Annotated in this window: 28 protein-coding genes and 1 tRNA gene; 15 read left to right on the top strand and 14 right to left on the bottom strand. The window is 63.0% G+C overall.

Annotated features, from left to right (window positions below; genetic code table 11):
- Positions 1–51 precede the first annotated feature (51 nt).
- From ACVILI_RS01390 to ACVILI_RS01380, 3 genes are all read right to left on the bottom strand, one after another.
- A complete protein-coding gene (locus ACVILI_RS01390) occupies positions 52–459 on the bottom strand; it encodes a hypothetical protein (RefSeq protein ID WP_019861636.1) in 408 nt (135 codons plus the stop codon).
- Positions 460–525: 66 nt separating this feature from the next.
- Complete coding sequence (locus ACVILI_RS01385; RefSeq protein ID WP_038650137.1) at positions 526–1,116, bottom strand: DJ-1/PfpI family protein; 591 nt, start codon at positions 1,114–1,116, stop codon at positions 526–528.
- A gap of 145 nt (positions 1,117–1,261) precedes the next feature.
- On the bottom strand, positions 1,262–1,429 hold the full coding sequence (locus ACVILI_RS01380) for a hypothetical protein (protein ID WP_019861634.1): 168 nt from the start codon (positions 1,427–1,429) through the stop codon (positions 1,262–1,264).
- Between the two features lie 287 nt (positions 1,430–1,716).
- Here ACVILI_RS01380 and ACVILI_RS01375 point away from each other — a divergent pair, with 287 nt between their 5' ends.
- Positions 1,717–2,670 (top strand): ring-cleaving dioxygenase, encoded by a 954-nt coding sequence (locus tag ACVILI_RS01375; RefSeq protein WP_038650134.1) that lies wholly within the window; start codon positions 1,717–1,719, stop codon positions 2,668–2,670.
- A gap of 114 nt (positions 2,671–2,784) precedes the next feature.
- Entirely contained in the window at positions 2,785–2,946 is a 162-nt protein-coding gene (locus ACVILI_RS01370) for a hypothetical protein (RefSeq protein WP_080643995.1), read from the top strand.
- A 28-nt stretch (positions 2,947–2,974) separates the two neighbouring features.
- Here ACVILI_RS01370 and ACVILI_RS01365 read toward each other — a convergent pair whose 3' ends face one another.
- From ACVILI_RS01365 to tkt, 7 genes are all read right to left on the bottom strand, one after another.
- Entirely contained in the window at positions 2,975–3,688 is a 714-nt protein-coding gene (locus ACVILI_RS01365) for an SGNH/GDSL hydrolase family protein (protein ID WP_019861631.1), read from the bottom strand.
- 83 nt (positions 3,689–3,771) lie between these two features.
- Positions 3,772–4,509, bottom strand: coding sequence for a DUF899 domain-containing protein (locus ACVILI_RS01360; protein WP_019861630.1), 738 nt, complete (start codon positions 4,507–4,509; stop codon positions 3,772–3,774).
- Positions 4,510–4,674: 165 nt separating this feature from the next.
- A complete protein-coding gene (locus ACVILI_RS01355; protein ID WP_027047477.1) occupies positions 4,675–5,700 on the bottom strand; it encodes a class I fructose-bisphosphate aldolase in 1,026 nt (341 codons plus the stop codon).
- Between the two features lie 255 nt (positions 5,701–5,955).
- Positions 5,956–7,152, bottom strand: coding sequence for a phosphoglycerate kinase (locus ACVILI_RS01350; protein WP_038650132.1), 1,197 nt, complete (start codon positions 7,150–7,152; stop codon positions 5,956–5,958).
- A 158-nt stretch (positions 7,153–7,310) separates the two neighbouring features.
- Positions 7,311–9,194 carry a potassium/proton antiporter gene (locus ACVILI_RS01345; protein ID WP_038650129.1) on the bottom strand — a complete coding sequence of 628 codons (1,884 nt, stop codon included), beginning with the start codon at positions 9,192–9,194 and terminating at the stop codon, positions 7,311–7,313.
- A gap of 196 nt (positions 9,195–9,390) precedes the next feature.
- Positions 9,391–10,401, bottom strand: a complete 1,011-nt coding sequence (gap, locus tag ACVILI_RS01340; RefSeq protein WP_038650127.1) for a type I glyceraldehyde-3-phosphate dehydrogenase — start codon at positions 10,399–10,401, stop codon at positions 9,391–9,393.
- 213 nt (positions 10,402–10,614) lie between these two features.
- The gene (gene tkt, locus ACVILI_RS01335) at positions 10,615–12,606 is read right to left on the bottom strand and encodes a transketolase (RefSeq protein WP_038650124.1); all 1,992 of its coding nucleotides are present in this window, start codon (positions 12,604–12,606) and stop codon (positions 10,615–10,617) included.
- A gap of 262 nt (positions 12,607–12,868) precedes the next feature.
- On the opposite strand from tkt, the gene ACVILI_RS01330 reads away from it, so the two are divergent.
- From ACVILI_RS01330 to ACVILI_RS01315, 4 genes are all read left to right on the top strand, one after another.
- Positions 12,869–13,141, top strand: coding sequence for a DUF4164 domain-containing protein (locus ACVILI_RS01330; RefSeq protein WP_006200774.1), 273 nt, complete (start codon positions 12,869–12,871; stop codon positions 13,139–13,141).
- Between the two features lie 10 nt (positions 13,142–13,151).
- Positions 13,152–13,514: a cell division protein ZapA gene (locus ACVILI_RS01325; protein ID WP_019861624.1), complete on the top strand. Its 363-nt coding sequence runs from the start codon at positions 13,152–13,154 to the stop codon at positions 13,512–13,514.
- A gap of 163 nt (positions 13,515–13,677) precedes the next feature.
- A complete protein-coding gene (locus ACVILI_RS01320) occupies positions 13,678–14,337 on the top strand; it encodes a peroxiredoxin (protein WP_019861622.1) in 660 nt (219 codons plus the stop codon).
- A gap of 153 nt (positions 14,338–14,490) precedes the next feature.
- Positions 14,491–15,351: an MBL fold metallo-hydrolase gene (locus ACVILI_RS01315; RefSeq protein WP_394811829.1), complete on the top strand. Its 861-nt coding sequence runs from the start codon at positions 14,491–14,493 to the stop codon at positions 15,349–15,351.
- Positions 15,352–15,636: 285 nt separating this feature from the next.
- Here ACVILI_RS01315 and rpoH read toward each other — a convergent pair whose 3' ends face one another.
- Together rpoH and ACVILI_RS01305 are read right to left on the bottom strand one after the other, a co-directional pair.
- Positions 15,637–16,548 carry an RNA polymerase sigma factor RpoH gene (gene rpoH, locus ACVILI_RS01310; RefSeq protein ID WP_019861619.1) on the bottom strand — a complete coding sequence of 304 codons (912 nt, stop codon included), beginning with the start codon at positions 16,546–16,548 and terminating at the stop codon, positions 15,637–15,639.
- Between the two features lie 213 nt (positions 16,549–16,761).
- Entirely contained in the window at positions 16,762–17,817 is a 1,056-nt protein-coding gene (locus ACVILI_RS01305; RefSeq protein WP_038653457.1) for an RluA family pseudouridine synthase, read from the bottom strand.
- A 25-nt stretch (positions 17,818–17,842) separates the two neighbouring features.
- On the opposite strand from ACVILI_RS01305, the gene ACVILI_RS01300 reads away from it, so the two are divergent.
- The 7 genes from ACVILI_RS01300 to ACVILI_RS01270 all read left to right on the top strand — a co-directional run bounded on the left by ACVILI_RS01300 (position 17,843) and on the right by ACVILI_RS01270 (position 22,051).
- Entirely contained in the window at positions 17,843–18,244 is a 402-nt protein-coding gene (locus ACVILI_RS01300) for a hypothetical protein (protein ID WP_019861617.1), read from the top strand.
- A 52-nt stretch (positions 18,245–18,296) separates the two neighbouring features.
- On the top strand, positions 18,297–18,704 hold the full coding sequence (locus tag ACVILI_RS01295) for a VOC family protein (protein WP_019861616.1): 408 nt from the start codon (positions 18,297–18,299) through the stop codon (positions 18,702–18,704).
- Positions 18,705–18,794: 90 nt separating this feature from the next.
- A tRNA-Glu gene (locus ACVILI_RS01290) sits at positions 18,795–18,869 on the top strand.
- A 203-nt stretch (positions 18,870–19,072) separates the two neighbouring features.
- The gene (locus ACVILI_RS01285; protein WP_196774170.1) at positions 19,073–19,462 is read left to right on the top strand and encodes a hypothetical protein; all 390 of its coding nucleotides are present in this window, start codon (positions 19,073–19,075) and stop codon (positions 19,460–19,462) included.
- A 459-nt stretch (positions 19,463–19,921) separates the two neighbouring features.
- The gene (locus ACVILI_RS01280; protein ID WP_019861615.1) at positions 19,922–20,503 is read left to right on the top strand and encodes a VOC family protein; all 582 of its coding nucleotides are present in this window, start codon (positions 19,922–19,924) and stop codon (positions 20,501–20,503) included.
- 28 nt (positions 20,504–20,531) lie between these two features.
- Entirely contained in the window at positions 20,532–21,413 is an 882-nt protein-coding gene (locus ACVILI_RS01275) for a glutathione S-transferase family protein (protein ID WP_038650121.1), read from the top strand.
- A 269-nt stretch (positions 21,414–21,682) separates the two neighbouring features.
- Complete coding sequence (locus ACVILI_RS01270; protein ID WP_051726875.1) at positions 21,683–22,051, top strand: hypothetical protein; 369 nt, start codon at positions 21,683–21,685, stop codon at positions 22,049–22,051.
- Positions 22,052–22,082: 31 nt separating this feature from the next.
- Here the strand turns inward: ACVILI_RS01270 and ACVILI_RS01265 are convergent, their stop codons facing one another.
- Positions 22,083–22,298 carry a hypothetical protein gene (locus tag ACVILI_RS01265; RefSeq protein ID WP_457102288.1) on the bottom strand — a complete coding sequence of 72 codons (216 nt, stop codon included), beginning with the start codon at positions 22,296–22,298 and terminating at the stop codon, positions 22,083–22,085.
- Positions 22,299–22,622: 324 nt separating this feature from the next.
- Between ACVILI_RS01265 and ACVILI_RS01260 the strand changes: the two genes are divergently transcribed.
- Both ACVILI_RS01260 and ACVILI_RS01255 read left to right on the top strand, forming a co-directional pair.
- Entirely contained in the window at positions 22,623–23,537 is a 915-nt protein-coding gene (locus ACVILI_RS01260; RefSeq protein WP_038650119.1) for a DUF2865 domain-containing protein, read from the top strand.
- Between the two features lie 119 nt (positions 23,538–23,656).
- Positions 23,657–23,893, top strand: coding sequence for a hypothetical protein (locus ACVILI_RS01255; RefSeq protein WP_038650115.1), 237 nt, complete (start codon positions 23,657–23,659; stop codon positions 23,891–23,893).
- A 29-nt stretch (positions 23,894–23,922) separates the two neighbouring features.
- On the opposite strand, the gene ACVILI_RS01250 is transcribed toward ACVILI_RS01255, so the two are convergent.
- Positions 23,923–24,252, bottom strand: a complete 330-nt coding sequence (locus ACVILI_RS01250; protein WP_240564988.1) for a hypothetical protein — start codon at positions 24,250–24,252, stop codon at positions 23,923–23,925.
- Positions 24,253–24,442: the final 190 nt, after the last annotated feature.

Raw genomic sequence — 24,442 nt, 5'->3', positions numbered from 1 at the left:
TGTTGTTGCTGGAGCGTCTCCTGGACCGGAGCCGCTTCCAGACGGCATTCATTACGGTTTCAGTCCTTCGCGCTTGCGCTGCGCGGCGACGAATTCCGCGCCAAAGGACAGTTTCTTCGTTGTCGGCGTCTTCGCATCGAGTACGCGCCAGAAGGGCGCGATGTCGCTCATCGTCATGCCGCGCTCAAGGTCTTCCTTGGCGGCCTCGGCAACCGTGCGCAGATGATAGCCAATAGTCACCGGACATGTCACTTCGGCGCCGTGTTCGATGGCAAGGGCCGTGCGCAACGCGCGGACATCCATCTCGACGCCTTTCGGAATCGAACGGATGAAAGTGTCGACCTGGCGCGCGGTAGGCACCAACATCGGCTGGCCTTCGACCACGTCACCCACCGTGCGTGGCGTCGGTTTCACGCCGTGGATGCCAGGCGTGTTCAGCCTGTCGTTCCAGCTCTTCATCGATCTTTCTCTCGGCCGGCCATGCGCATTATCCCACCATCGCACGTCTCTCCTGACAGCATACTGTCAGGAGGGTTCAGCATATTCCCTGGCAAACAACGTCCGCATCTGCGCGAGATCGCCGCCTCGTTCGGGATAGAGCGTCTTCAGAAAGGCAAGGGCAAAGGTGCCAGGCGCCGAACCCGGCGCGGACACGATCTTGCCATCGGCGACCGCATGCGGCACGTCCTGATAGTTGCTGTCGCCGGCATAACCGGCTTCGTGTCCGTTGATCCAGTCGCGGCGATTGCTGGTATGTTTGGCTTGTTCGAACATGCCAGCCCGGGCCAGTGCCAGCGTACCGGCGCAGATGCCGCCGACGACGCCGCCGCGCGTTGCAACGGCATTGAGCAGTTGAGCGACATCCGGCGGCGTCTTGCCCGCCCATTGGTCGGAACCGATGACGGCGACTGCGTCGAGATCGGCATTCTCGTCGACGCCGGCCGAACGGTCGGGCGTCAGCCGAAAGCCGCTGATCCCGGTCACCGGCTTGCCTCCAGGGGTCAATGACACGGCACGAGCACCGAACCACTCAACCGCCGAGGCTGCCAGCAAGCCGTATTCCCAGTCGGCAAAACCTTCGATGAAGACGAAGCCGATTGTCTTCTGATCAGGCATAAGCTCGCTCCGTCCCCCAACGCGCCGCGTCTTTGTTTTCATGCATGTCGCACCCCCCAAAACCGGAGGCCACTTTTGGGCGACATGCATTGATATCTGGGTATTGGCGCGCCCCATGTCCAATATCGATGTCGAAAAATTCGCCTCAATTGCCGCGGGAGCGACGTTCCGCATACATATCGGGCCAGCCGATATCCTTGCGGATGTCCGCGGGCAGCGCGTTCATGAAACGCTGCGTGCGAATTTCGTTGCGCATGGTGCGAACCTTGCCGACATAGTGCTGCATGCCGCGCAGGATGGTAAAACCGTTCATGGCTATTCTCCTCTCTCTAACTGGAGGCAGTATCGCACACCCCTCCTGACAGCAGTCTGTCAGGAGGGTGGCAGGGCGCGCGGCGATCGTTCCGGCTGGTGGAAATTGTCCACAACACGTGATCTTCGGCCCAGTTGCGAATGGAGGATTGTTCACCGCGAGGCTGCCTACGGAGCATCATTGTTCAGTTGGAGACGACGGACTGTCGGGATAGGCGACCTTCAGCGAGGTGACCGGAGTTCTGATATGAAGGGAGAAAATTCTTCCCCAAAACCAGGGAGACGACCATGAGCCTGCAACTGACAGGAATCCACCATCTGACCGCCATCACCGCCAACGCTCCTGGCAATCTTCATTTCTATACGAAGGTGCTGGGCTTGCGGCTGGTCAAGAAGACGGTGAACCAGGACGACACGTCGGCCTATCACCTTTTCTATGCCGACGGCGAAGCGACGCCAGGCACCGACCTGACCTTCTTCGACTGGCCGGTTGGCCGCGAACGGCGCGGTACCCACAGCATCGCGCGGACCAGCCTAAGGGTCGGCAGCCCGGAGAGCCTGGCCTGGTGGAAGCAGCACCTGGCCGGCGAAGGCATCGTGACAGGAGAGATTGCCGACAACGGCGGCTATCCGTCGTTCGATTTCGAGGATCCCGAAGGCCAGCGCCTGCGGCTCGTCAGCGATGGCGGCAAGGGTGGCAGCCATCCCTGGGCGCAAAGCCCGGTGCCGGCCGATTATCAGATCCGCGGGCTCGGGCCGATCGTCATCAGCGTCCCCGACATCACAAACACCGAGGCGGTGCTGACCAGGGTGATGAACATGCGCAAGGGCCGCGACTATGCTTCGCCGGATGGCGAAGGCCAGGTCCATGTCTTCGAAATGGGCGCTGGCGGGCCGGCGGCGGAGCTTCATGTCGCCGTGCAGCCCGGGCAGGCTCCCGCAAGGCAAGGCGCCGGTGCGGTTCACCATGTCGCCTTCAGGGCGCCGGACCAGGAGACGCTGCATCAATGGACCGCCCGTCTGGCCGAATTCCGCCTGCCGTCTAGCGGCGAGGTCGAGCGCTATTACTTCCGCTCACTCTATTTCCGTGAGCCCAACGGCATCCTGTTCGAGATCGCCACAGACGGGCCGGGTTTCACCGCCGACGAGCCGCTGGAAACGCTGGGCGAAAGCCTGGCCCTGCCGCCGTTCCTCGAACCGAAGCGCGCCTCGATCGAAGCCGGCCTTAAGCCGCTGAAGTAGATCGCCGCCTGAAAGGTGGGCGCCGCGTTTCCGGTTCGGGACGCGGCCCCTGTTCTTTCCCAGAGATCGAACAAGGCGCTTTGACAGCCGGCAACGTTGCTGATCAAAAGCGGCATGACGAAACTCCTCGCCCTTGTCATCATCGGCTTCATGGTGATCCAGCTGATCAAACCGATCGGCTGGCCAGGGCTCAAGCGCCGCGGCGATTTCTGGAAGCTGGCGCTGCTGGCCATGGCCGCAATCTCGCTGGCGGCCGTGCTCGGGCATTTGACATAGGTCTGCAGGCCGCATCGGCCGTCGGTGTTCAGCTGGCGAGCACCAGGCCGACGAGATGCTCGGCCCAGGCGCGGTAGCCCGCCTCCGAGGCGTGGAAGCCGTCCGAGGCGAAACCCTGTTCGGGATTGGTGATCGGCAGGCGCGGGGCCGGCACCGCGCCGCGCTCCAGGCAAAGCCGTTCACCCATCCGGTTCATCGCGGTGGCGCGGATTTCGAGGATCTTGCCGAGCAGCGGCGGCATGGCCGGCGCCCGCGTGAACTCCAGCACCGGCGACCACACGACGCGTGCCTCCGGCCATTTGGCGCGCAGGCCATAGAGCAAGCCGCCGAACTCCTTCTTGAAGCGCGGCACCGAATGAAAATTCTTGGTGTCGTTGGTGCCGATGGCCAGCACGATATGCGTCCATGGGTCGGCCGACAGGTTGGGCAGGACATGGTCGCGGATCTGGCCCGATGTCGCCGAATTGAAGCCGGCGGCGCGCCAGCGCACGGCGCGGCCGGTGCGCTGCGCAATCAGCATGGCGAGCTGCGCGGCAAGCCCGTCCTCCGAATTGCCGATGCCGACCGAGGCAGCCGAGGAGTCGCCCAGCACCAGAAGCGAGATATCAGGCGCCTTGCCAGCGAGTTCGTGCATGACCGGTCCCTGTGCCGGCAGCATGCGCGTGGTGCGGCGGCGCACGCCGAGCCCTTGCCAGACATAGACGGGGAAGGCGAGCCAGGTGAGAGAGGCCGGGAAGCGCATGGCGGAACCGTGGAATGATCTGCGGCAGGCTTAGCGCATGTTTGGGCCGAGGTGAACGGATCCTTGCATGGCCGGCCGGTGCCCTAAGGGTATATGTCGTCCTGTTGGGACCTGTTCCCATATTCATCGTGCAGCCGCACCCAGTCCATGAAGGTCCCGTAAGGACCGGTCTCGTCACGACCTTTCGGAGCGATGTCGAGATACTGATAGGCGCCGATGAACTGCTCGCTGCCGCGGGCGCGCGACATGAAGGTCAGGAAGATGTCACCGGTTTCGCCCTTGTAGAAGACAGTGGTGCCGGGCAAGTCCTTCGACGTCAGCACCGGTGTTTCGAAATTGTAGACCGCTTCGCCGGATGCGATCTGTTTGTCGGTGAAGGACACCTGCATATCGAAGTTGAAGTCGGACGCATAGGAAGACACCCAGTCGAATGTCCAGCCCATGCGCTGCTTGTAAGGCAGCAGCTCGGCCAGCGGCGCCCGCGATATGGTGACAAGCGACACGTCATGATGCCTGAGATGCCGGTTGGCGCCATCGATATGGTCGGCGACGAAGGCACAGCTTTCGCAGTGATGGGTGGAACCTGGCGCGAACACGAAGTGGTAGACGATCAACTGGCTGCGGTTGGCGAAAAGCTCGGCCAGTTTCTTCGGCCCTTGCTCCGTCTCAAAGACGTAGTCCTTCCTTAGTTTCAGCCAGGGCAGTTCCCGCCGCTCGGCCGCAACACGTTCCCGCAACCGCGTCAGTTCCTTTTCACGCGCCAGATGCCCCTTGTGCGCCTGGAACCAGTCCTCGCGTGAAACGACCTTGTTGCGATGCATGAACCTCTCCCTGTCTCTCATCCCAAGGACGTTCGGGACGAGCGCAAACCGACATCGCCGGCAACGCCCAGAGGAAATAAGGATGAGGAGGTCTTCCCCCAAATCGCAGACAACGAAAACCCGGGCGCGTTGGCCCGGGTTTGAACGGTGACGGAAGCGGTGTGCTCAGGCGGCCTGTTCGAGGCTCGCCTTCCATTTTCCGAGTGCGGCCAGATAGTTCATGTGGGCGCGATGGGTGAAGGCGGCCTGGCCGGCGGCGACGTTCGACGCCTTGCCGCTCCATGCCTTCTGCGGGGCAGCCTGCAGCGCGCGGCCATAGGAGAAGGTCAGCTTCCACGGATGCGGCCCGATGGCATTGATGGCGTTGAGGTTGGCGGTTGCCTCCTCGTCCTCCTGGCCGCCGGAGAGGAAGGCGATGCCCGGGACCGCCGCCGGCACCGTCTCGCGGAACAGTTTTATGGTCATCTCGGCGACTTTTTCGGGACTGTCCACCGTGCCCGACTTCTTGCCCGACAGCACCATGTTGGGCTTGAGGATCGTGCCTTCCAGCACGACGCGCGCCGCATGGAGTTCATCATAGAGTTTGATCAGCGTCGCCTTCGAGACCTCGTAGCAGGTGCCGATGTCGTGGGCGCCGTCCATCAGCACTTCCGGCTCGACGATCGGCACGATGCCGGCTTCCTGGCAAAGGGCGGCATAGCGGGCGAGCGCATGGGTATTCGCGCTGATCGAATTGGTCGAAGGCACGCCCTTGCCGGTATCGATGTCGATCACCGCGCGCCATTTGGCGAAGCGGGCGCCGAGCTTGTAGTAGTCGGCAAGGCGCTCACGCAGGCCGTCGAGGCCCTCGGTGACGGTGTCGCCGGGAAAGCCGGCCAGCGGTTTGGCGCCGGCATCGACCTTGATGCCGGGGATGGCGCCTGATGCCTTGATGATGTCGACCAGAGGCGTGCCATCCGCGGCCTTCTGGCGGATGGTTTCGTCATAGAGGATGACGCCGGAAATGTATTTGGTCATCGCGTCCTTGGCGCGGAACATCATCTCGCGATAGTCGCGGCGACTGTCGGCTGTCGATTCAACGCCGATGACATCGAAGCGCTTCTTGATGGTGCCGGAACTTTCGTCGGCGGCCAGCAGGCCCTTGCCGTTGGCCACGATCGCGGCGGCTATGTCTTCGAGACGTTCGCTCATTATGCTTCTCCTGAAAGGGGTTCGTTCCGCGCTTAGCGGAAGTCTACCGCCAAAGGAATGGCATCGGAAAGCTCGAATCGATTGAAAGTCCCGGGCGCCTCTTTGTGTTGATTGCCTTGCTTGTTCCAGCCGCATTTCTGTGGCGCCAGGCGTTTCCGCCTGGCTGCAAAATGCGCTTCAGTCTTGACGCAATTCCCAAGGGAAAGCGCTACGCGCTTTTCCCGGGAAAACCGTTCACAGTTTTCCCGGAACTGCTTACCGCTTCAGCACGTCGACGCCGGGCAGCGGCTTGCCTTCCATCCACTCCAGGAAGGCGCCGCCGGCGGTCGAGACATAGGTGAAGTCGTCGGCGACGCCAGCGTGGTTGAGGGCCGCCACCGTATCGCCGCCGCCGGCGACGGAGACCAGCTTGCCGGCCTTGGTGCGCGCGGCCGCGTGTTTTGCCGCCGCCACCGTGGCGTGATCGAACGGCTCGATCTCGAAGGCACCGAGCGGGCCGTTCCAGACCAGCGTCGCGGCGCGGTCGATCCATTCGCCGATCGTCTTCACGGTCTTCTCGCCGACATCGAGGATCATGCCATCGGCCGGGACTTCGGAGATGGCGACGGTCTCGCAGGCGGCGCCCGCCTTGAATTCCTTGGCGACGACACCGTCGACCGGCAGGATGATGGCGCAGCCGGCTTCGGCAGCCTCGATCATGATCTGCTTGGCAGTGGCGGCAAGGTCATGCTCGCACAGCGACTTGCCGACATTGGTGCCGCGCGCGGCAAGGAAGGTGTTGGCCATGCCGCCGCCGATGACCAGCGCGTCGACCTTCTTCACCAGGTTCATCAAAAGGTCGATCTTGGTCGAGACCTTGGCGCCGCCGACGATGGCGACGACCGGGCGGACCGGGTTGCCCAGACCCTTCTCCAGCGCTTCGAGCTCGGCCTGCATGGTGCGGCCAGCAAAGGAAGGCAACAGACGCGCCAGCCCTTCTGTGGAAGAGTGGGCGCGGTGCGCCGCGGAAAAGGCGTCGTTGACGAAAATGTCGCCATTGGCCGCGAGCCGCTCGCTGAAGGCCGGGTCGTTCTTTTCCTCGGCCTTGTAGAAGCGGGTGTTTTCGAAGAGCAGCACGTCGCCCTTGTTCATGGCCGCGACGGCACTTCCCGCTGTGTCGCCGACGCAATCCGAGGCAAAGCCGACGGGGCGGCCGAGCACCTCGGCGGTTGCCCTGGCGATCGGCTCCAGCGAGAATTCCGGCGATGGCCCATCCTTAGGCCGGCCGAAATGGGCAAGCAGGATGACCTTGGCGCCCTTGCCCGACAGTTCGGCGATGGTCGGCGCGATGCGTTCGATGCGGGTGGCGTCGGTGACCTTGCCGTCGGCGACGGGAACGTTGAGGTCGACGCGCACCAGCACGCGCTTGCCGCTGATGTTGCCGATATCGTCCAGGGTCTTGAAGGCGGCCATGCGGGTTCCTTTCCTCGGGAAAATCGCGGGGACCATACCCCGCATCGGTGCCGATGCAAGGCTTTGGCCGCGATGCGGCGCGAAATTTTGAGGCGGGCGGGAACATAGTCCGTGAAGATCGCCCGGTGATGACGGGGCAGGGCCAGCGATCGCCCTTCTCAGCTCCCGGTCGTGGCTTTTTCAACCGGCGGCTTGGAGGCGTCTTCGGCCTGTGCCGCCGCTTCCTGCGTCTCGGTCGGCTTGCGCCAGTTGCGGATGAAGGCGCCGAGGCGGTCGCCCATCTCGCCGGCACTTAGGAACACCGGCACCCGCGCCACCGGCGCGGTCGGCTCGAAGGAAAGGCCGAGACCCGTGATCCTGCCCTTGTCGTCGACATCCCTGACGATCAGCTCGATCGAGCCGATCAGCACGCGATCGGCATATTCGGCATGGCCGCCGAGCCGCGCCGTGACCAGAGCGCCGACGGTGAGCTTCTTCTCCGCCTCGGTCAGGCCCGGTGCGTAGGCGGCTTCCAGTTCGGCGCCGGAGCGTGCCGGGTCGACGGCGAAGGCGCCGAAGAAATCGGCATCTTCCGGGTCGACCACCGCGCGGCTGGCGAACAGCTTGTCGAGCAGGCGCGGATAGCGGTCCGGCACGAAAATGTAGACTTGGTCGCCGGCGGCGAGCCGGCCCATGTCCTGGAAACGCATGGAGCGGCCGTCGCGCAGTACCAGGGAGGGCCGCGCCCAGCGCGGAATGCGCTCGCCGCGCGCCACCGGGCTGCCATGCGCCACGCGATAGGCAAGGAGCTCGTGGTGGGCGGAGCCGGGGAGTTCGAGTTCGACCTTGTCGAGTGGGCCAAGGCGGGCCGGCACGATGAGGCCAAGGCGACGCGCCAGCGGGCCGACCGTCCAGCCCTGGATGACAAGCGACACCAGCACGATGATGAAGGCGGCGTTGAAAATGGTGCGGCCGTTTTCCAGCCCGCCGAGCAATGGGGTGATGGCGAGCAAAATCGAAACCGCGCCGCGCAGGCCGACCCAGGAGACGAAGGCGACTTCGGGGCGCGGCAGGCGGAAAGGGATCAGGCAGAGCCAGACAGCGATCGGGCGGGCGATAAACATCAGGAAAAGGCCAAGCGCTATCGCCGGCACCATGATCGCCGGAAATTGCGAAGGGGTGGCGAACAGGCCGAGGATCAGGAACATGATGATCTGCGCCAGCCATGACATGCCGTCCTGGAAACGCTTCAGGATGGTGACGGCGCGGATGTCGGAATTACCGGCAATGAGGCCGGCGATATAGACCGCCAAGAAACCGGAGCCGCCGATGGCGCCGGCGGCGGCGAAGACCATCAGCGACAGCGTCAGCACGAAGATCGGCAGCAGGCCGTGGTCGAGATTGAGCCGGTCGACGAGACGCACGATGGCAAGGCCGCCGAGTGCGCCGACGACGGCGCCAAGGCCCATATTGACGAGGAAGCCGAGGATCAGGCTGGTGACCAGGACATTGGTTTCGGGGTTGGCATGGGCGGCGATGACCTCGACCAGGGTGATGGTCAGGAAGATGGCGATCGGGTCGTTGGTGCCGGATTCCACTTCGAGCGTCGAGCGCACGCGCTCACGCAGATTGATCTCGCCGGCGCGTAGCAGGAAGAACACCGCCGCGGCGTCGGTCGAGGCGACGGCGGCGCCGAGCAGGAAGGATTCCAGCCAGCTGAGATCAAGCAGATAGTAGGCCGCCGCTCCGAACAGGCCGGTGGTGAGAAGCACGCCGAAGGTCGCCAGCGACAGCGCCGGGCCGGCCGCCTGCCGCAAGGCGTTGAGCGGTGTGCCGAAGCCGGAATCGAACAGGATGACCGCCAGCGCCAGTGAGCCGGCAAAATAGGCGATGCGGGCATTGTCGAATTCGATGCCGAGGCCGTCGGTTCCGGTGGCGAGCCCGATGCAGAGAAAGAGCAGCAGGAGGGGGGCACCGAAGCGGAAGGCGATCAGACTCGAAAACGCGGCGGCGACAACGAGCGCCGTGCCGACCAGCGTGACGAGATAGATCGCATGCTCCATCCGTGATTTGCCCCTCGAATTCCTCTTTATATCGATTTACGGGAGAGTGGGGCGAAGGCATGGCCAGTGCAAGGCGCGGGGGTGGTTTTTTGGGGCGAGCCGTTGATTTTCCGGTGGTTCGGCGTTGCTGCTCCGGCAAATGAAAAACGCCCGGACGAAGCCGGGCGTTTCAGGTGTCGAGAAGACGGGTCCGCGATCAGGCGATGGTCTTGCCGAAGGCGACGGCGGTGTCGCCCATGCGGTTGGAGAAGCCCCATTCATTGTCGTACCAGGACAGCACCGAAACGAAGTTGCCGTCCATCACCTTCGTCTGGTCGAGCGCCATGATCGAGGAACGCGGATCATGGTTGAAGTCGATCGAGACATTCGGGTGATGGGTGACGCCGAGAATGCCCTTCAGCTTGCCGTTGGAGGCGGCGATGACCGCTTCGTTGATTTCCTGCACCGTGGTGGCGCGCTTGGCGATGAACTTGAAGTCGACGACCGAAACGTTCGGGGTCGGCACGCGGATCGAGATGCCGTCGAGCTTGCCCTTGAGGTCGGGGAGCACGAGGCCGATCGCCTTGGCCGCACCGGTCGAGGTCGGAATCTGCGACAGGGCCGCTGCACGGGCGCGGTAGAGATCCTTGTGCATGGTGTCCAGCGTCGGCTGGTCGCCGGTGTAGGAATGGATGGTCGTCATCATGCCTTTTTCGATGCCGACCGTCTCGTGCAGCACGGCGGCCAGCGGCGCCAGGCAGTTGGTGGTGCAGGACGCGTTCGAGATGACGATATGGTCCTTGCTCAGCTTGTCGTGGTTGATGCCGTAGACCACGGTCAGGTCGGCGCCATCGGCAGGTGCGGAGACCAGCACGCGCTTGGCGCCGGCGGTCAGGTGCGCGGCGGCCTTGTCGCGGGCGGTGAAGATGCCGGTGCATTCGAGCGCGATGTCGACGCCGAGCTCCTTCCACGGCAGCTGCGTCGGATCCTTGATGGCGGTGACCTTGAACTTTTCCTTGCCGACGGTGATCTGATCGCCGGACACCGACACTTCATGCGGGAAACGGCCGTGCACGCTGTCGTAGCGCAGCAGGTGGGCATTGGTCTCGACTGGGCCGAGATCGTTGACGGCGACGACGTCGATGTCCTTGCGGCCGGATTCATGGATGGCGCGCAGGATGTTGCGGCCGATGCGGCCGAATCCGTTGATGGCAACTCTGACGGTCATTTTTCTCTCCCTGGGAGCTGGAAGGCTGACGATGGGTCCGCAGCTTCATAGCGGCGGACGGCCAAAGAATCCAGCCAAAGCGACGCAGATTTAAATCGATTAGGTTGGGCCAGCCCCGGCGAAATCGCTTTGCGCGGCTTCGCCGGGGCATTTTTGTTTTGTGCATGCCGTTACCCCAAAACCGCACCACGATTTTGGGCGGCGTGCACGGCCTTACTTGGCGTGCAGGCGGGCTTCCGCCGCCTTGGCCGCCGCCTCGGCGGTGATGCCGAAATGCGGGTAAAGCTGTTCGATCGTGCCCGAGGCGCCGAAGCCGGTCATGCCGACGAAGATGCCGTCCGAGCCGATGAGATGATCCCAGCCCTGGCGGATGCCGGCTTCGATCGCCATCTTGATCGGCGCGTTGCCGATCGTCTTCTTGCGGTAGTCGTCGCTCTGCTTGTCGAACAGTTCGAAGCAAGGCACCGACACGACGCGGGTCGGGTGGCCGTGCTTCTCGAGCAGGTCGCGGGCGCCGAGCGCGATCTCGACCTCGGAGCCGGTGGCGAAGATCGTCACCGCCGCCTCGCCGCTGGCCGCGGCCAGTTCGTAAGCGCCCTGGCTGCTGAGGTTGTTGGCCGAATGCTCGGTGCGCACGGTCGGCAGGTTCTGTCGGGTCAGCGCCAGCGTCGACGGCGTCTTTTCGGATTCGAGCGCGATCTGCCAGCATTCCGCGGTCTCCACCGCGTCGGCGGGGCGGAAGACATTGTGGTTGGGAATGGCGCGCAGGGCCGCCAGGTGCTCGACCGGCTGGTGGGTCGGGCCGTCTTCGCCCAGACCAATGGAATCATGGGTCATGACGAAGATCGAGCGGATGCCCATCAGCGAGGACAGCCGCATCGAGGGGCGGGCATAGTCGGAGAAGCACATGAAGGTACCGCCATAGGCGATGAGGCCGCCATGCAGCGTCAGCCCGTTGATGGCCGCCGCCATGCCGTGCTCGCGGATGCCGTAGTGGACATAGCGCTGGCCGTAATCGTCCGGCGTGATGTTTTTGGTCTGGCTGGTCTTGGTGTTGTTGGAGCCGGTCAGGTCGGCGGAGCCGCCGATGGTCTCCGGCACGGCGCCGTTGATGACCTCAAGCGCCATTTCCGACGATTTGCGGGTGGCGACCTTCGGCTTGTCGGCCGAGAGCTTCTTCTTGTAGTCGGCGATGACGGCGTCGAAATTGGACGGCAGCTTGCCGGCGAGGCGGCGCTCGAACTCGGCCTTCAGCTTCGGCTCTGCCTTGGCGAGACGGCCTTCCCAGTCGGCGCGCGGCTTGGCACCGGCCTTGCCGGCGGCGCGCCAGGCATCGAGGATGTCGGCCGGAATCTCGAAGGGCGGCGATTCCCAGTTGAAGAACTTGCGCGCGCCGGCGATCTCGTCGGCACCGAGCGGCGAGCCGTGCGCCTTGTTGGTGCCGGCCTTGGTCGGGGCGCCGAAGCCGATGGTCGTCTTGCAGGCGATCATCGTCGGCTTGTCGGAATGGCGGGCCGCCTCGATGGCATAGGCGATGGCTTCCGGATCGGTGCCGTCGATATGGCTGGCGTTCCAGCCGGAGGCCTGGAAGCGAGCGACCTGGTCGGTGTTGTCGGCGAGCGAAACCGGGCCGTCGATCGAGATGTTATTGTTGTCCCAGAAGACGATCAGCTTGTTGAGCTTGAGATGCCCCGCCAACGCGATGGCTTCCTGGGAAACGCCTTCCATCAGGCAGCCGTCGCCGGCCAGCACATAGGTGTAATGGCTGACCAGGTCGTTGCCGAAGGCAGCGTTCATGATGCGCTCGCCGAGCGCGAAGCCGACCGAATTGGCGAGGCCCTGGCCGAGCGGGCCGGTCGTCGTCTCGATGCCGGTGGCGTGGCCGTATTCGGGATGGCCGGCGGTCTTGGAGCCGAGTTGGCGGAAGTGCTTGATCTGGTCGAGGGTCATGTCCTCGTAACCGGTCAGATGCAGCAGCGAATAGAGCAGCATCGAGCCATGGCCCGCCGACAGGATGAAGCGGTCGCGGTCGGGCCAGTGCGGGGCCTTGGGATCGTATTTCAGGAAGCGGGTGAACAGCACCGTGGCAATGTCGGCGCAGCCCATGGGCAGGCCGGGATGGCCGGAATTGGCCTTCTCGACGGCATCCATGGAGAGAAAGCGGATCGCATTGGCCATCCGGTCATGTTGTTCACGCGACGTCATGGTTCCTCCAAAGGTGGGGGTTTGGGGGCTTGGGAGCGCCCTTGAAAAGGTGCGCGACACATAGCAGGCGCGGGCTTTTAGTCAACAAATCGGGCGCAGATTTGCCGGTCTTGTGATGCTGACTGTGGCCCTACATTAGCGTTAGCAGGGGACAGTCGCGAGAGCTTTGTTGACGTTGCCTTCACCCGGTGCCTAATGTTTCAGGGATAACGCGTTCTGAACGCGAACGATTCGGTGATGGGCAGGGCACAGGACGAAGGCCATGACCGGGGAAACCACACTCAAGGAAGTCATCGCCAGGCTGGGCAAGGCCATCGAGGGGCTGGAAAACGCCGTCGCGGCCAAGCTGGAGCATGAACGCGATTACTCGGAAGCCGAGGCCGAGGTGCAGCGGATGAATGCCGACCGCTCCAGGCTGGCGCAGGAACTCGACAATTCCGAAGCGCGCGCCGAACGGCTGGAGGACGCCAACAAGGAAGTATCGCGACGGCTGGTGACCGCCATGGAAACCATCCGCGCCGTGTTGGACAGATAGGAGCTGGCCCATGGCACAGGTCACGGTTTCAATCGACGGCAAACAGTATCGGATGGCCTGCGACGAAGGCCAGGAAGATCATCTGATCGACCTCGCCGAACGCTTCGACCGTTATGTCTCGCATCTGAAGGATTCTTTCGGCGAGATCGGCGACCAGCGGCTGACCGTCATGGCCGGCATCATGGTGATGGACGAACTCTCGGAACTGCAGAAGCGCGTCAAGGGCATGGAAAGCGAGGTGCTGACCTTGCGCAAGACGCGCGACGAGGCGCTGACCAAGGCCGACAAGAGCGACAGCGTGCTGACCAACGCGCTTGGTGCGCTGGCGCAGCGGATGGAAGACCTCGCCACGTCGCTGGCCGTGAAATCCTAGACTTTCGCGACGCCGACAGCGAAATTTCCATATTCCCCCAGAAATGGCGAAAATTTTTCGCGGCCTGCATCACTGCCGGCGACCGCACCGTTTTGAAGGTCGCAGATGGAGTGGTAAAAGGGTGGCCGCCCGCCAACGAGCGGCATTCACAGGGGTAGGAACCATGAGCCTTCGTATCAACGACATCGCGCCGGATTTCACGGCCGAGACCACGCAGGGGACGATCAGCTTTCACGACTGGATCGGTGACGGTTGGGCAATCCTCTTCAGCCACCCGAAGAATTTCACACCGGTCTGCACCACCGAGCTCGGCACGATGGCCGGGCTGGAAGGCGAGTTCAAGAAACGCAACGTCAAGATCATCGGCATCTCCGTCGATCCGGTTGCGAGCCACGACAAATGGCAGGCCGACATCAAGACGGCGACCGGCCAGACGGTGCACTATCCGCTGATCGGCGACAAGGACCTCAAGGTCGCCAAGCTCTACGACATGCTGCCCGCCGGCGCCGGTGAGACCTCCGAAGGCCGCACGCCGGCCGACAACGCCACCGTGCGCTCGGTCTATGTCATCGGGCCGGACAAGAAGATCAAGCTGGTGCTGACCTATCCGATGACCACGGGCCGCAACTTCGACGAGATCCTGCGCGCGGTCGATTCCATGCAGCTCACCGCCAAGCATCAGGTGGCGACGCCGGCAAACTGGAAGCAGGGTGAGGACGTCATCATCACCGCTGCCGTTTCCAACGAAGATGCGATCAAGCGTTTCGGCGCCTTTGAGACCATCCTGCCTTATCTCAGGAAGACCAAACAGCCGTCCGCCTGAAGCGGACGCCGGAACGGTTTTTGCCTTTTCCGCCCTTGCGGGCCAAGTCATGCTTGACTGGCCCGCAAGGGTGGACAACCATACTCCTGTTGGAGCCTGGCGGAGAAAAACGTTCCTGCTGGCTGGGTTGGGGAGTTCGGTTTGGACTTGGCTTTGGCAAAACCTGAGGTCAGGGGCTTTTACGACAAGCCGACCGGTGCCATTCAGTATGTCGTCACCGATCCGGCGACAAGGCGATGCGCCATCATCGATCCGATCCTCGACTTCGACGAGAAATCCGGCGCGACGGGTACGAAGAGCGCGGATGCCCTGCTCGATTTCGTCGGGGAGAACGGGCTGAAGCCCGAGTGGATCCTCGACACCCATCCGCATGCCGATCATTTCTCGGCCGCGCACTATCTGAAACGCAAGACCGGGGCGCGGACGGCGATCGGTAACAGGATCGTCGACGTCCAGAACCTGTGGAAGGCGATCTACAACTGGCCGGATTTTCCCGCCGACGGTTCGCAGTGGGACAGGCTGTTCAGGGAAGGCGAGACGTTTCGGATCGGCAGCCTACCGGTCCATGTGCTGTTCTCGCCGGGACATACGCTGGCCTCGATCACCTATGTGGCTGGCGACGCCGCCTTCGTGCACGACACGCTGTTCATGCCCGACAGCGGCACGGCGCGAGCTGATTTCCCCGGCGGCAGTGCCGCGCGGCTGTGGCGCTCGATCCAGGACATACTGGCGCTGCCCGATGAGACGCGCGTCTTCGTCGGCCATGACTATCAGGCCGGTGGCCGCGAGCCCTTGTGGGAGAGCACGGTTGGCCTGCAGAAGGCCAAGAACATCCATCTTGTCGCCGCGCACAGCGAGGCCGAATTCGTGGCGCTGCGCGAGGCTCGCGACAGAACATTGCCGATGCCGCGGCTGATCCTGCACGCGCTGCAGGTCAACATGAATGGCGGCCGGCTGCCGGAGCCGGAAGCCAATGGCCGACGGTATCTGAAGTTTCCGCTGGATGCGCTGTGAAAGTGATGCGCCGCGCGGGTAGTCCCTTCTCCCCGTCATTATACGGGGAGAAGGTGGCGGCAGCCGGATGAGGGGCGGCGCCAACGTCCGTTATGATCGCGCCGCTGGCTCTGTGGCTGTAAACCCGCAATCCCGGCGCTGCCCCTCATTGTCCCGCCGGACATTTCTCCCTGTATAGTGACGGGGAGAAATGTCGGCTGCGCCGGTTTCGCCAAATCGCTGGCGTCACAAAAAACGGCGTCAGTTTCCTGACGCCGCCTTGATGTTTTGTCGCCGAAGCTGGGCTTAAGCCGCCGGCTGAGCCTCGATGGTGCGCAGTGCCTGGGTCTGGCGCTTGGCGGCGGCCTTGACGGCATCCTGCACCTTCTCGAAGGCGCGCACCTCGATCTGGCGCACGCGCTCGCGGCTGATGTCGAACTCGGCCGACAGCTCTTCCAGCGTCAGCGGCTCCTCGGCGAGGCGACGGGCCTCGAATATGCGCCGCTCGCGCTCGTTGAGCACGGCAAGAGCGCCCGACAGCATGCCGCGCCGGTTTTCCAGTTCGTCCTGCTCGATCAGCATCTCTTCCTGGCTTTCGTGGTCGTCGACCAGCCAGTCCTGCCATTCGCCGGACTCACCTTCCGTCGCCCGGATCGGCGCGTTGAGCGAAGCATCACCGGACAGGCGGCGGTTCATCGACACCACCTCGGCTTCGGAAACGTTCAGCCGCGTGGCGATCTCGGCGATCTGGTCGGGCTTGAGGTCACCGTCATCCAGCGCCTGGATCTTGCCCTTCACCTTGCGCAGGTTGAAGAACAGACGCTTCTGGTTGGCGGTCGTGCCCATCTTGACCAGGCTCCACGAGCGCAGGATATACTCCTGGATCGAGGCCTTGATCCACCACATGGCGTAGGTCGCGAGGCGGAAACCGCGCTCGGGTTCGAATTTCTTGACGGCCTGCATCAGGCCGACATTGCCTTCCGAGATCACCTCGCCGATCGGCAGGCCGTAGCCGCGATAGCCCATGGCGATCTTGGCGACGAGCCGCAAATGGCTGGTGACGAGCTTGTGCGCGGCGGACGTGTCTTCATGCTCGGCATAACGCTTGGCGAGCATGTACTCTTCCTGCGGCTGAAGCATGGGAAAGCGGCGGATTTCTTCCAGGTAGCGGCTGAGGCCGCCTTCGCCGGAAACAATACTAGGTAGTGACTGGGCCATGATAGCGCCCCCTCTCTATTGGAGTGATGCCCCCGAAACGCGGCGGGCATGTGACGCGAACACCAAAAGGCTCGCTCGCGGCATAAGGTCTTATATAGGAACAAAACCAGAAAAGACAGGCATTTGTTCAACACGAAACAGTGTGTCACGCTGAAGTGAACAATGCCAGTCAGGTTTTTTGATGGCTGGTTTCGAGCTTGTTGAAGGCGGGGTTTAGAGATTGCGAAAGCCGCTGACGAGTTCCTCCATGTCCCCCGGGATCGGCGCCTCGAACCTCACCAGTAGATGGGTATCGGGATGGCGAAATGCAAGGAGCCAGGCATGCAAAGCTTGCCGTGAAAATGCGTTGACCTGACTTTTCAGGGGTTCCGGCAGCCGGTTGGCCTTGGTGCGGAAGGCCTGGCCGTAGTCGGGGTCGCCGATGACCGGGTGGCCGATATGGGCCATATGGACACGGATCTGGTGGGTCCGGCCGGTTTCCAGCCGGCATTCGACCAGGCTGGCGGTGGCGAATTCCTGCTGTTTTTCGCCGAAACGCTCCTGAACGGCAAAGTGGGTGACGGCATGGCGGGCATCGTCGCGGCCTTCCGGCACCACGGCGCGGCGCACCCGGTCGGCGGCGCGGCCAAGCGGCGCGTCGACCGTTCCGGTCGGCCGCTGCGGTATGCCCCAGACCAGCGCCAGATAGGCGCGTTCGAGATCGCCGGTCCGGCCGTGATCGGCGAAGGCCTCCGACAGCGCCTTGTGGGCGCGGTCGGTCTTGGCCACCACCATGACGCCGCTGGTCTCCTTGTCGAGGCGGTGGACGATGCCCGGCCGGCGCACCCCGCCAATGCCAGACAGGCTGTCGCCGCAGTGATGGATCAGAGCGTTGACCAGCGTGCCGGTCCAGTTGCCGGCGCCGGGGTGCACGACCAGCCCCGCCGGCTTGTTGATGACGATCAGCGCGTCGTCCTCATAGAGCACGTCGAGCGCGATGGCCTCGCCCTGCGGCGCGGCCGGCTCCGGTTCCGGCATGGCGACCGACACGCTTTCGCCCGCGATCATCTTGCGCTTGGTCTCGTCGGCCGGCTTGCCGTCGATGCTCACAGCGCCTTGCCTGATCAGCATCTGCACGCGGCTGCGCGACATATCAGGGCCGAGGCTGGCCGCCAGCCATTGGTCGAGGCGCTGGCCGGCCGCATCCGCGCCCACCACCAGCACCGTCGGTTCGGCCGCGATGAATCGATCCTCTATCAATTCGGGGGCCTCTTCGTTATGAGCGCTCATCGAAAACCGTTCCGGAATATTTGCCATGGCCCGGCCCGATGCCGACGAAGACTCTTTTGCTGCCAAAGGCGGGGAAAAGCCACTCGACCCCGAGGTCGAAAAGATGCGTGGCAAGCTCGTCCGCTTCATGGCCATCAATCTCGGCCTGCTGTTGCTGGCTCTTATGGTGGTGATCGCGGCGATTGTCTACAAAGCCCGCAAGGCACCGCCGGCAAGCCCGCCGCTGGCCGGTGACATCCAGGTGCCGGCCGACGAGCCGCTCAGCGGCGACATCGTGCTGCCGGTCGGGGCGAAAGTGGTCAGCCAGTCGCTGTCCGGCAATCGCATCTCCATCGACGCCGAGCTTGCCGACGGCGGCCGTGCGATCTTCGTCTATGATATCGCCGAGCGCCGCCTGATTGGGCAGTTCGCAATTCGCAGCAAATGACCGGCGGCAATGCAACAAGCAAGTTTGCCGCAGAAATGAACAGGCCTCAGTCATGACAGGCTTCGCCGGACATCGTCGTGTCGCGACCGTGGCGCTGGTCGTCGCCAATTATGACGAGGCGATCGCCTGGTATGTCGGGCGGTTGGGTTTCCTGCTCCTCGAGGACGTCGATCTCGGCGGCGGCAAGCGCTGGGTCACGGTCGCGCCGGCCAACGGGCAGGGCGCCAGGCTGCTGCTGGCGGAGGCGTCCGACGAGGCGCAAAGGAAAAGTATCGGCAACCAGACAGGCGGCCGGGTCTTCCTGTTCCTCGAAACCGACGACTTTGCGCGCGACCATGCGGCGATGCTGGACAACGGTGTCGAATTCCGCGAGGCGCCGCGTTTCGAACCCTATGGCACGGTCGCGGTTTTCGCCGATCTGCACGGCAATCTCTGGGACCTGATCGAACCGAAACGCTAGGCTTGCGGCCAGCTTTTCTTCGATGTGGTAAAGCTGGCCAACCCCAGTTGCTTTTTCCCAGCCGTCAGCCTATATCGCCGGTTCTTGAGCGCGCCCATCGTCTAGCGGTCAGGACACCGCCCTCTCACGGCGGGAACAGGGGTTCGATTCCCCTTGGGCGTACCAAGCTTCCTTCTGGCTACATTGGCAACTTTTATGGCTCGGCTCCCGCCGAGCATGCGCCTGACCGGACGCTGACTGTCAATGGCATCGCTCACCTTGCGCGAGGAAGGTACAGGGATGATGATGACAGCCCGCAGGCCCAGTCGTATCGATCGACCAAGACCTGCGCCGACTTCCAGGGGCCTGTCAAAATAGATGTTGCCTTCATGATCGACACACCCAAGCGTCAGGACCCCGATGAGACCAACGAGCGGGGTTTGCAGGCGATTGAGGCGCGTAGAGTTCCCTTGCCCGTCGGCTACCGACAGGGTGTGATCTCCGCGATCACCGTGTTGCTCGGGTTTTCGCTTCTTTTCCTGCGGTATTGGAATTTCGAAGCTGATGGCGGATGGACGACGGCCTCGATCCTGGCGACGCTGCTGCTCGCGCTGTCCATCGTCCTCCAACTCGTCGCACTGTGGCGTTCGCTGCTCCCGCGCGACGACGACGAGCCGGTCTATCAGGTCACGCTGCGCTGGTTCCTCGCCTCGATCATCGCTCTCCTTGCGGGCGTGCTGCTGGCCGGGCTGATCGCTTCGCACGTCTTCAATTTTTGATCGGCGCAATGCCGGGCCGGTCGACCATCGGCTATGCGCCGTAAGGTTGTCGTGTCGACTGCACGGAAAAGCCCCGCCGACCGGGAGTCAAGCGGGGCCCTTGGAGTAGCCGCAAAGGGGACTAGCTTCGGACTACTCATTGATCCGTAGGATCATCTTCAATGTAGTCCACACGAAGAGATGCCGCATCGCTCGAATAAATGAAGGAAACAACCCTTTCCACATTTCAAGGCCATTCTTTCTACGAATTAGATGGCCTGCACAATATTCGAGGACGCAGCTTTGCGACCAGGAGCGGTTTCACCGTCCTGCAAAGATGGGACTTGCCGCTTCTGGCGCGGCGAGGCCGATTGCATTAGCATCAGGTGATGGATCTTAGAGGCACGGTTCAAACGGCGCGCAGAACGCCGGGTGCCAGGCAGATCCTGACGACCAATCGATGCCGCGGGGAGAAGGCCAATGCAGAAACTGCAAGCGCAAGGCGTCCACCACATCACGCTGGTCGGCGCCGGGCGCCAGACCTCGATCGATTTCTGGGAAGGCGTGCTCGGCATGCCTTTCATCTTCGAGCAGCCCAACCTCGACAAGGCCAGCGAGAGCCATCTCTATTTCGATCCGGGCGACGGCCGGCTGATCACCATCTTCACCGATGAGAGCCGCGTGCCGCAGAAGCGACGCACGCCGACCGACCCGGGCTGCGTCCACCACATCGCGTTCGCGGTGTCGCGGGTCACCTTCCTGCAGGCGGTCGCCCGGCTCGACGAGCGCGGCATCAAGCACAGCGGCGTCAAGGATCGCGGCTTCATGGATTCGATCTATTTCGAGGATCCACTCGGCCTGCTGATCGAACTCGCTTCCTACCGCTTCGAGCCGCCGGCGGGTTTCACCCATGCCGATGTGCTGATGCAGGCGCACAGGCTGCGTGTCGGGCGCGGCGACTACAACATCGCCGAGGTGCATCTTGCGGACGCGATCCAGGCGCTTGTCGAGAGCTCCCGTGCGACCTTGTCGGACGACCGGGCGCCGAAGAATCCATACTGACGGCCAACAAAACAAAGGGAGGACAAACATGGCAAAGACAGTGACCAAGAGTGCTGGGAAATCGGCTGCCAAGGCAAAGGCAAAAGCAGCCGCGAAGCCCGCAGTGAAGGCAGCCGCAAAGGCCGCACCGAAGGTGGCCGCGAAAGCCGCAGCAAAACCGGCGGCGCAAAAGCCGGCGCCCAAGACCGCCAAGGCCAAGCCGGCGAAAAAGCCGGCGTTGAAGCTCAGCATGCTGAAGCCGAGCGTCAACAACATGACAGTGCGGGTGTTTGCTCGCGCGGCCGGGTTCGACGCCGCCGAGACCGACGCCTGGGGCCACACGCGTTCGCCCGAATATCTGGCGCGCAATCCGGCGCATCTGACGCCGATGATCGAGGACAAGGGGTTGCCCAGGGGCGTGCTCTGGGAAAGCTGCGCCATCATGCAGTATCTCGCCAACAAGCACGGGCTGGAGAAATTCTATCCCAAGGCGCCGGCCAAGCGGGCGATGATCGACAGCGCCATGTTCTATCTGATCGGTACGCTCTACCCCTATGTGGCGCGCGCCACCTATCCGGCGCTGGGTTTCCCGCAATATGCCGGCGAGGTCGGCCACAGCGATGCCCATCCCGACAAGAAGTCGGAAGCACAGAAGGCCGCGATGGCGGCGATCGCCGAGCCGCTGGAGGTCTTCCATAGCTTCTTCAGGGACGGCAAGCCGTTCATCGGCGGCGCGAACCCGTCGATCGCCGACATAAGGCTGGCGGCGACGCTCGAATTCCTGGCGGTCATCGACTATCCGCTGCCCAAATGGGCGCAGGAGTACATGGCGGCCATCGAGAAGAAGCTCGGCAAGGCCTATGCCGAGCCGGCCGGCGACGTGCGCGGCTATATCGCCTATGTGCGGTCGCAGGCGAAGGCTTCAGCTTAAGGATTCGTTAACCAAAGCCCTGTCTACTGGCGGGAATTCACCGCGCGACCACGGATGTACTGGCGCATATCGGTGTAAGGAAAGGTCGGCTCAGTGCCGGCCTTTTTGCTTTTTCGGACCCCATGCCGGGACATCGCGCGACGGTGACAAGGCAATGCCGGAGCATCAACTTTTCGCGTCGGGATATTGTCATCGCCGACGTTGCCTCTAACATTCCGTTCAGCGGATCCGGCTTGGAACGCCGGCCTGGAGTGAGATGAGGGCTTGCGATGAAATGCGTGGCAATGCTGACGGTCGCCGGTGGAATGCTGGCCGGGACGCTCCTCCCGTCTGAGGCAGCAGTGCTCAATACGATGGATGATGTCGGGGATGCGATCCAGGCCTGCTGGACGCCGCCGGCGGATGCCGGAAATTCGACCGTAACCTTGAGTTTCAGCTTTAAGCGCGACGGCTCGCTGATCGGTCCGCCGCGGCCGACCGCCGCCAAAGTGGCCGGCGATGACAAGGCGCGAAAGGCGTTCATCGACGCGGCCATCGCCGCCGTCAAGAATTGCACGCCTCTGAGTTTGTCACCGGCTTTGGCGCAAGGCATTGGTGGCAACGTCTTCACGTTGCAACTGGTTTCCCCAAAGAAATAGCGGCTGGCGCCGCCGCTTCGGAGCCAATTGCTCAGTGGCTCAGGCGCCGTGCCTTGGCATGCCGGGCCAGATCCGGGGTCTCGAAGACATAGTCGCTCCAGGCCGATTCCGGGATGTGCCCGGCCAGATAGCACTCAAGCAACAGGCTTTCCTCGGGATTGAGCGGTCGTGGCGCGCGCTCGTGATCCAGCCCGAGAGAATGAAAAAGGTTTCTTGTCAGTTCCGACACCGCGAAGTGGATCGACATCTGCGTTCTCCCTATGCCTTCAACGCGGCAGTCAGGCAAAGGTTTCAGCGTCAAGCGTCGGTAACGTCGGATTGATCGTTCGCCTCGAGAGCCACGCCCCGGTGATTCCGATAGTCGCCGGCATGGCTGCTTGGTTTTGTGGTTCGTCTCAATCTTGAAATAAAAATGTAATATCGAATTTACAGGAGCCATTCTACTACACTAAATGAAAGTCTTTTCGATCATGAAAGCTTCAATTATTAGGTATTACTCATTTATCTGAAGCTTATCCAAGTCGAAAGAATGTGATTCCAGGCTATCAGCAGCAAGGACCATGTCGTCCCGATGATCCGTTTCTGGCTTCTCATGATGATCGCGCTGGTGACGGTGGCCGCCCTTGTGCTCGGCACGACGTCTTCCTACGCGGATAGTTGCAGCGCGATCAGAAGTCAGTTGCTTTCTGGCGGCCGCAGCAGCGGCGTGAGCCCCGAACTGGCGCAGTTGCGCCGTCAGCTTGCGGCGATCCAGGGCCTGGAGAGGCAGCGTCGGTGCACGGCGCAAAGTGCCGCGGGTGGCTTCTTCAATGCATGCGCCGACCTTGGCAGAAACCGGACGGAAGTGCAGCGCCGGATGGCCGCCGCGTCCAATTCCGGCCGGGACCTTTCAGGCCTGCAGGCACGCCTCGCGGCGCTTGGCTGCGGGGCAAAGGAGCAGCGCCAGGCGCCGAAAAGCCAATCCGCGCAGGCAGCGGCGGGGCCAACATATGCCGGCAATACGATGCTGTTTTGCGTGCGCCTGTCGGATGGATATTTTTTTCCCGCGCCCAAATCGCAATTCGCCGGCAGCGACGATGTCAGGGACATGGCCGATCAGTGCCGTTACATCTGCGATGACCCGGCCGTCGATCTCTACACGCTCAGCGACGCCAGTCTGGAAACCGAAAAGATGGTCGCGCTCGATACGCGCAAACCCTATATCGAACTGCCTTCGGCTTTTCGCTACCGTGACGATGCCAATTTCAAGGCCTGCGACGTCAAGCGCTATTACCGGCGGGTAGCCGAATTGAGGGCAAGGACGGTGACGCCCACAAACATGACCAATGCCATCATTCCGTTGCCGCAGCCAAAGCCGGATTTCGACAGTGTCGCGGCAATCCCGCAATCCGGCACCGAGGCCTCTGGGGCCGCTCAGTTGCAGTCGATCGAAGCCGGTACGCGGCCGGTGCGTGTGGTCGGCCCGGCCTTCTTTCCGGCTGAATGACCTCTCCTCTCTGGAATAACCGCCTGCAGCGTGCCGTCATGATGAAGCCGGCTATGGGACTCGTCTGGAACGGAGGGGCGCTCACGGCGTTGTGATCGACAACAGCCGGGAGAAACGCCATGGCTACGTTCAGGGAAATGCGGGTTCTGGAGATCGTCGAAAACGGCTCCCTGACCCGTGACGAGAAGGTCGCGGAACTGCGCGAGATCGAATCCGAGGCCCGCGGCCTGCAACGAGCCGCGTCGGAGAGTTCCATGGGTGATGATGACGGCTGGCAGGACGATCTGCGCCAGGTTCGCCTTGCGCTCGACAAGCTTGGCGCGAAGGAACCGAAGAAGGGCGCGGCATCGCTGTAAGGCTGCGGGGAGCTCTCCCCGAATTGAGCCTATTCGCAGACCATGCGAACGCGCTCGCCTGGTGCGCTCACGTTCCTGCATGCCAGTTGCTTTTCCGGGCCTGGCGGCGGGGGAGGCGGCGGTGAATATCGCGTCTGATGCCGTCTGTGCCCGGCAGGTTTCGAAACCCTGCGTTCGGCAAACTGTCCGGGCGGCTGCGGCGACGCCGGAAAGGCGCCGTTGTCGGCCGGCGGCACGTAGTCGACATTGGGTGGCGGCCGGTCCCAGAAGCGCCTGGCGTCGAGCGGCCGCGGGATGATGACCGTGCCGTCATAGCTGCGCGCACAGCCGCTGCCGAAAAGCAGCGCTGCGACCAGCAAGAAAGGCCCTATCCGTCGATACATTAGCAACACCCCTGCGCGGCTTATAACGCGGGCTTGGCCCGCCCGACAACCCGACGGACTAACGCAGAAAGAGCATGCCGGTTGCGCCGTTAAGGTTAGCGGATCGTTAATGCTTCTCGGGCACATTCCGCCGACGAACCGCGGAGGGAGGGTTCGGCCTTGATTT

The sequence above is a fragment of the Mesorhizobium sp. USDA 4775 genome, assembly GCF_054062655.1.
The sequence above is the reverse complement of the archived record's forward strand: the minus strand, read 5'-3'. Positions and strand labels throughout refer to the sequence as shown.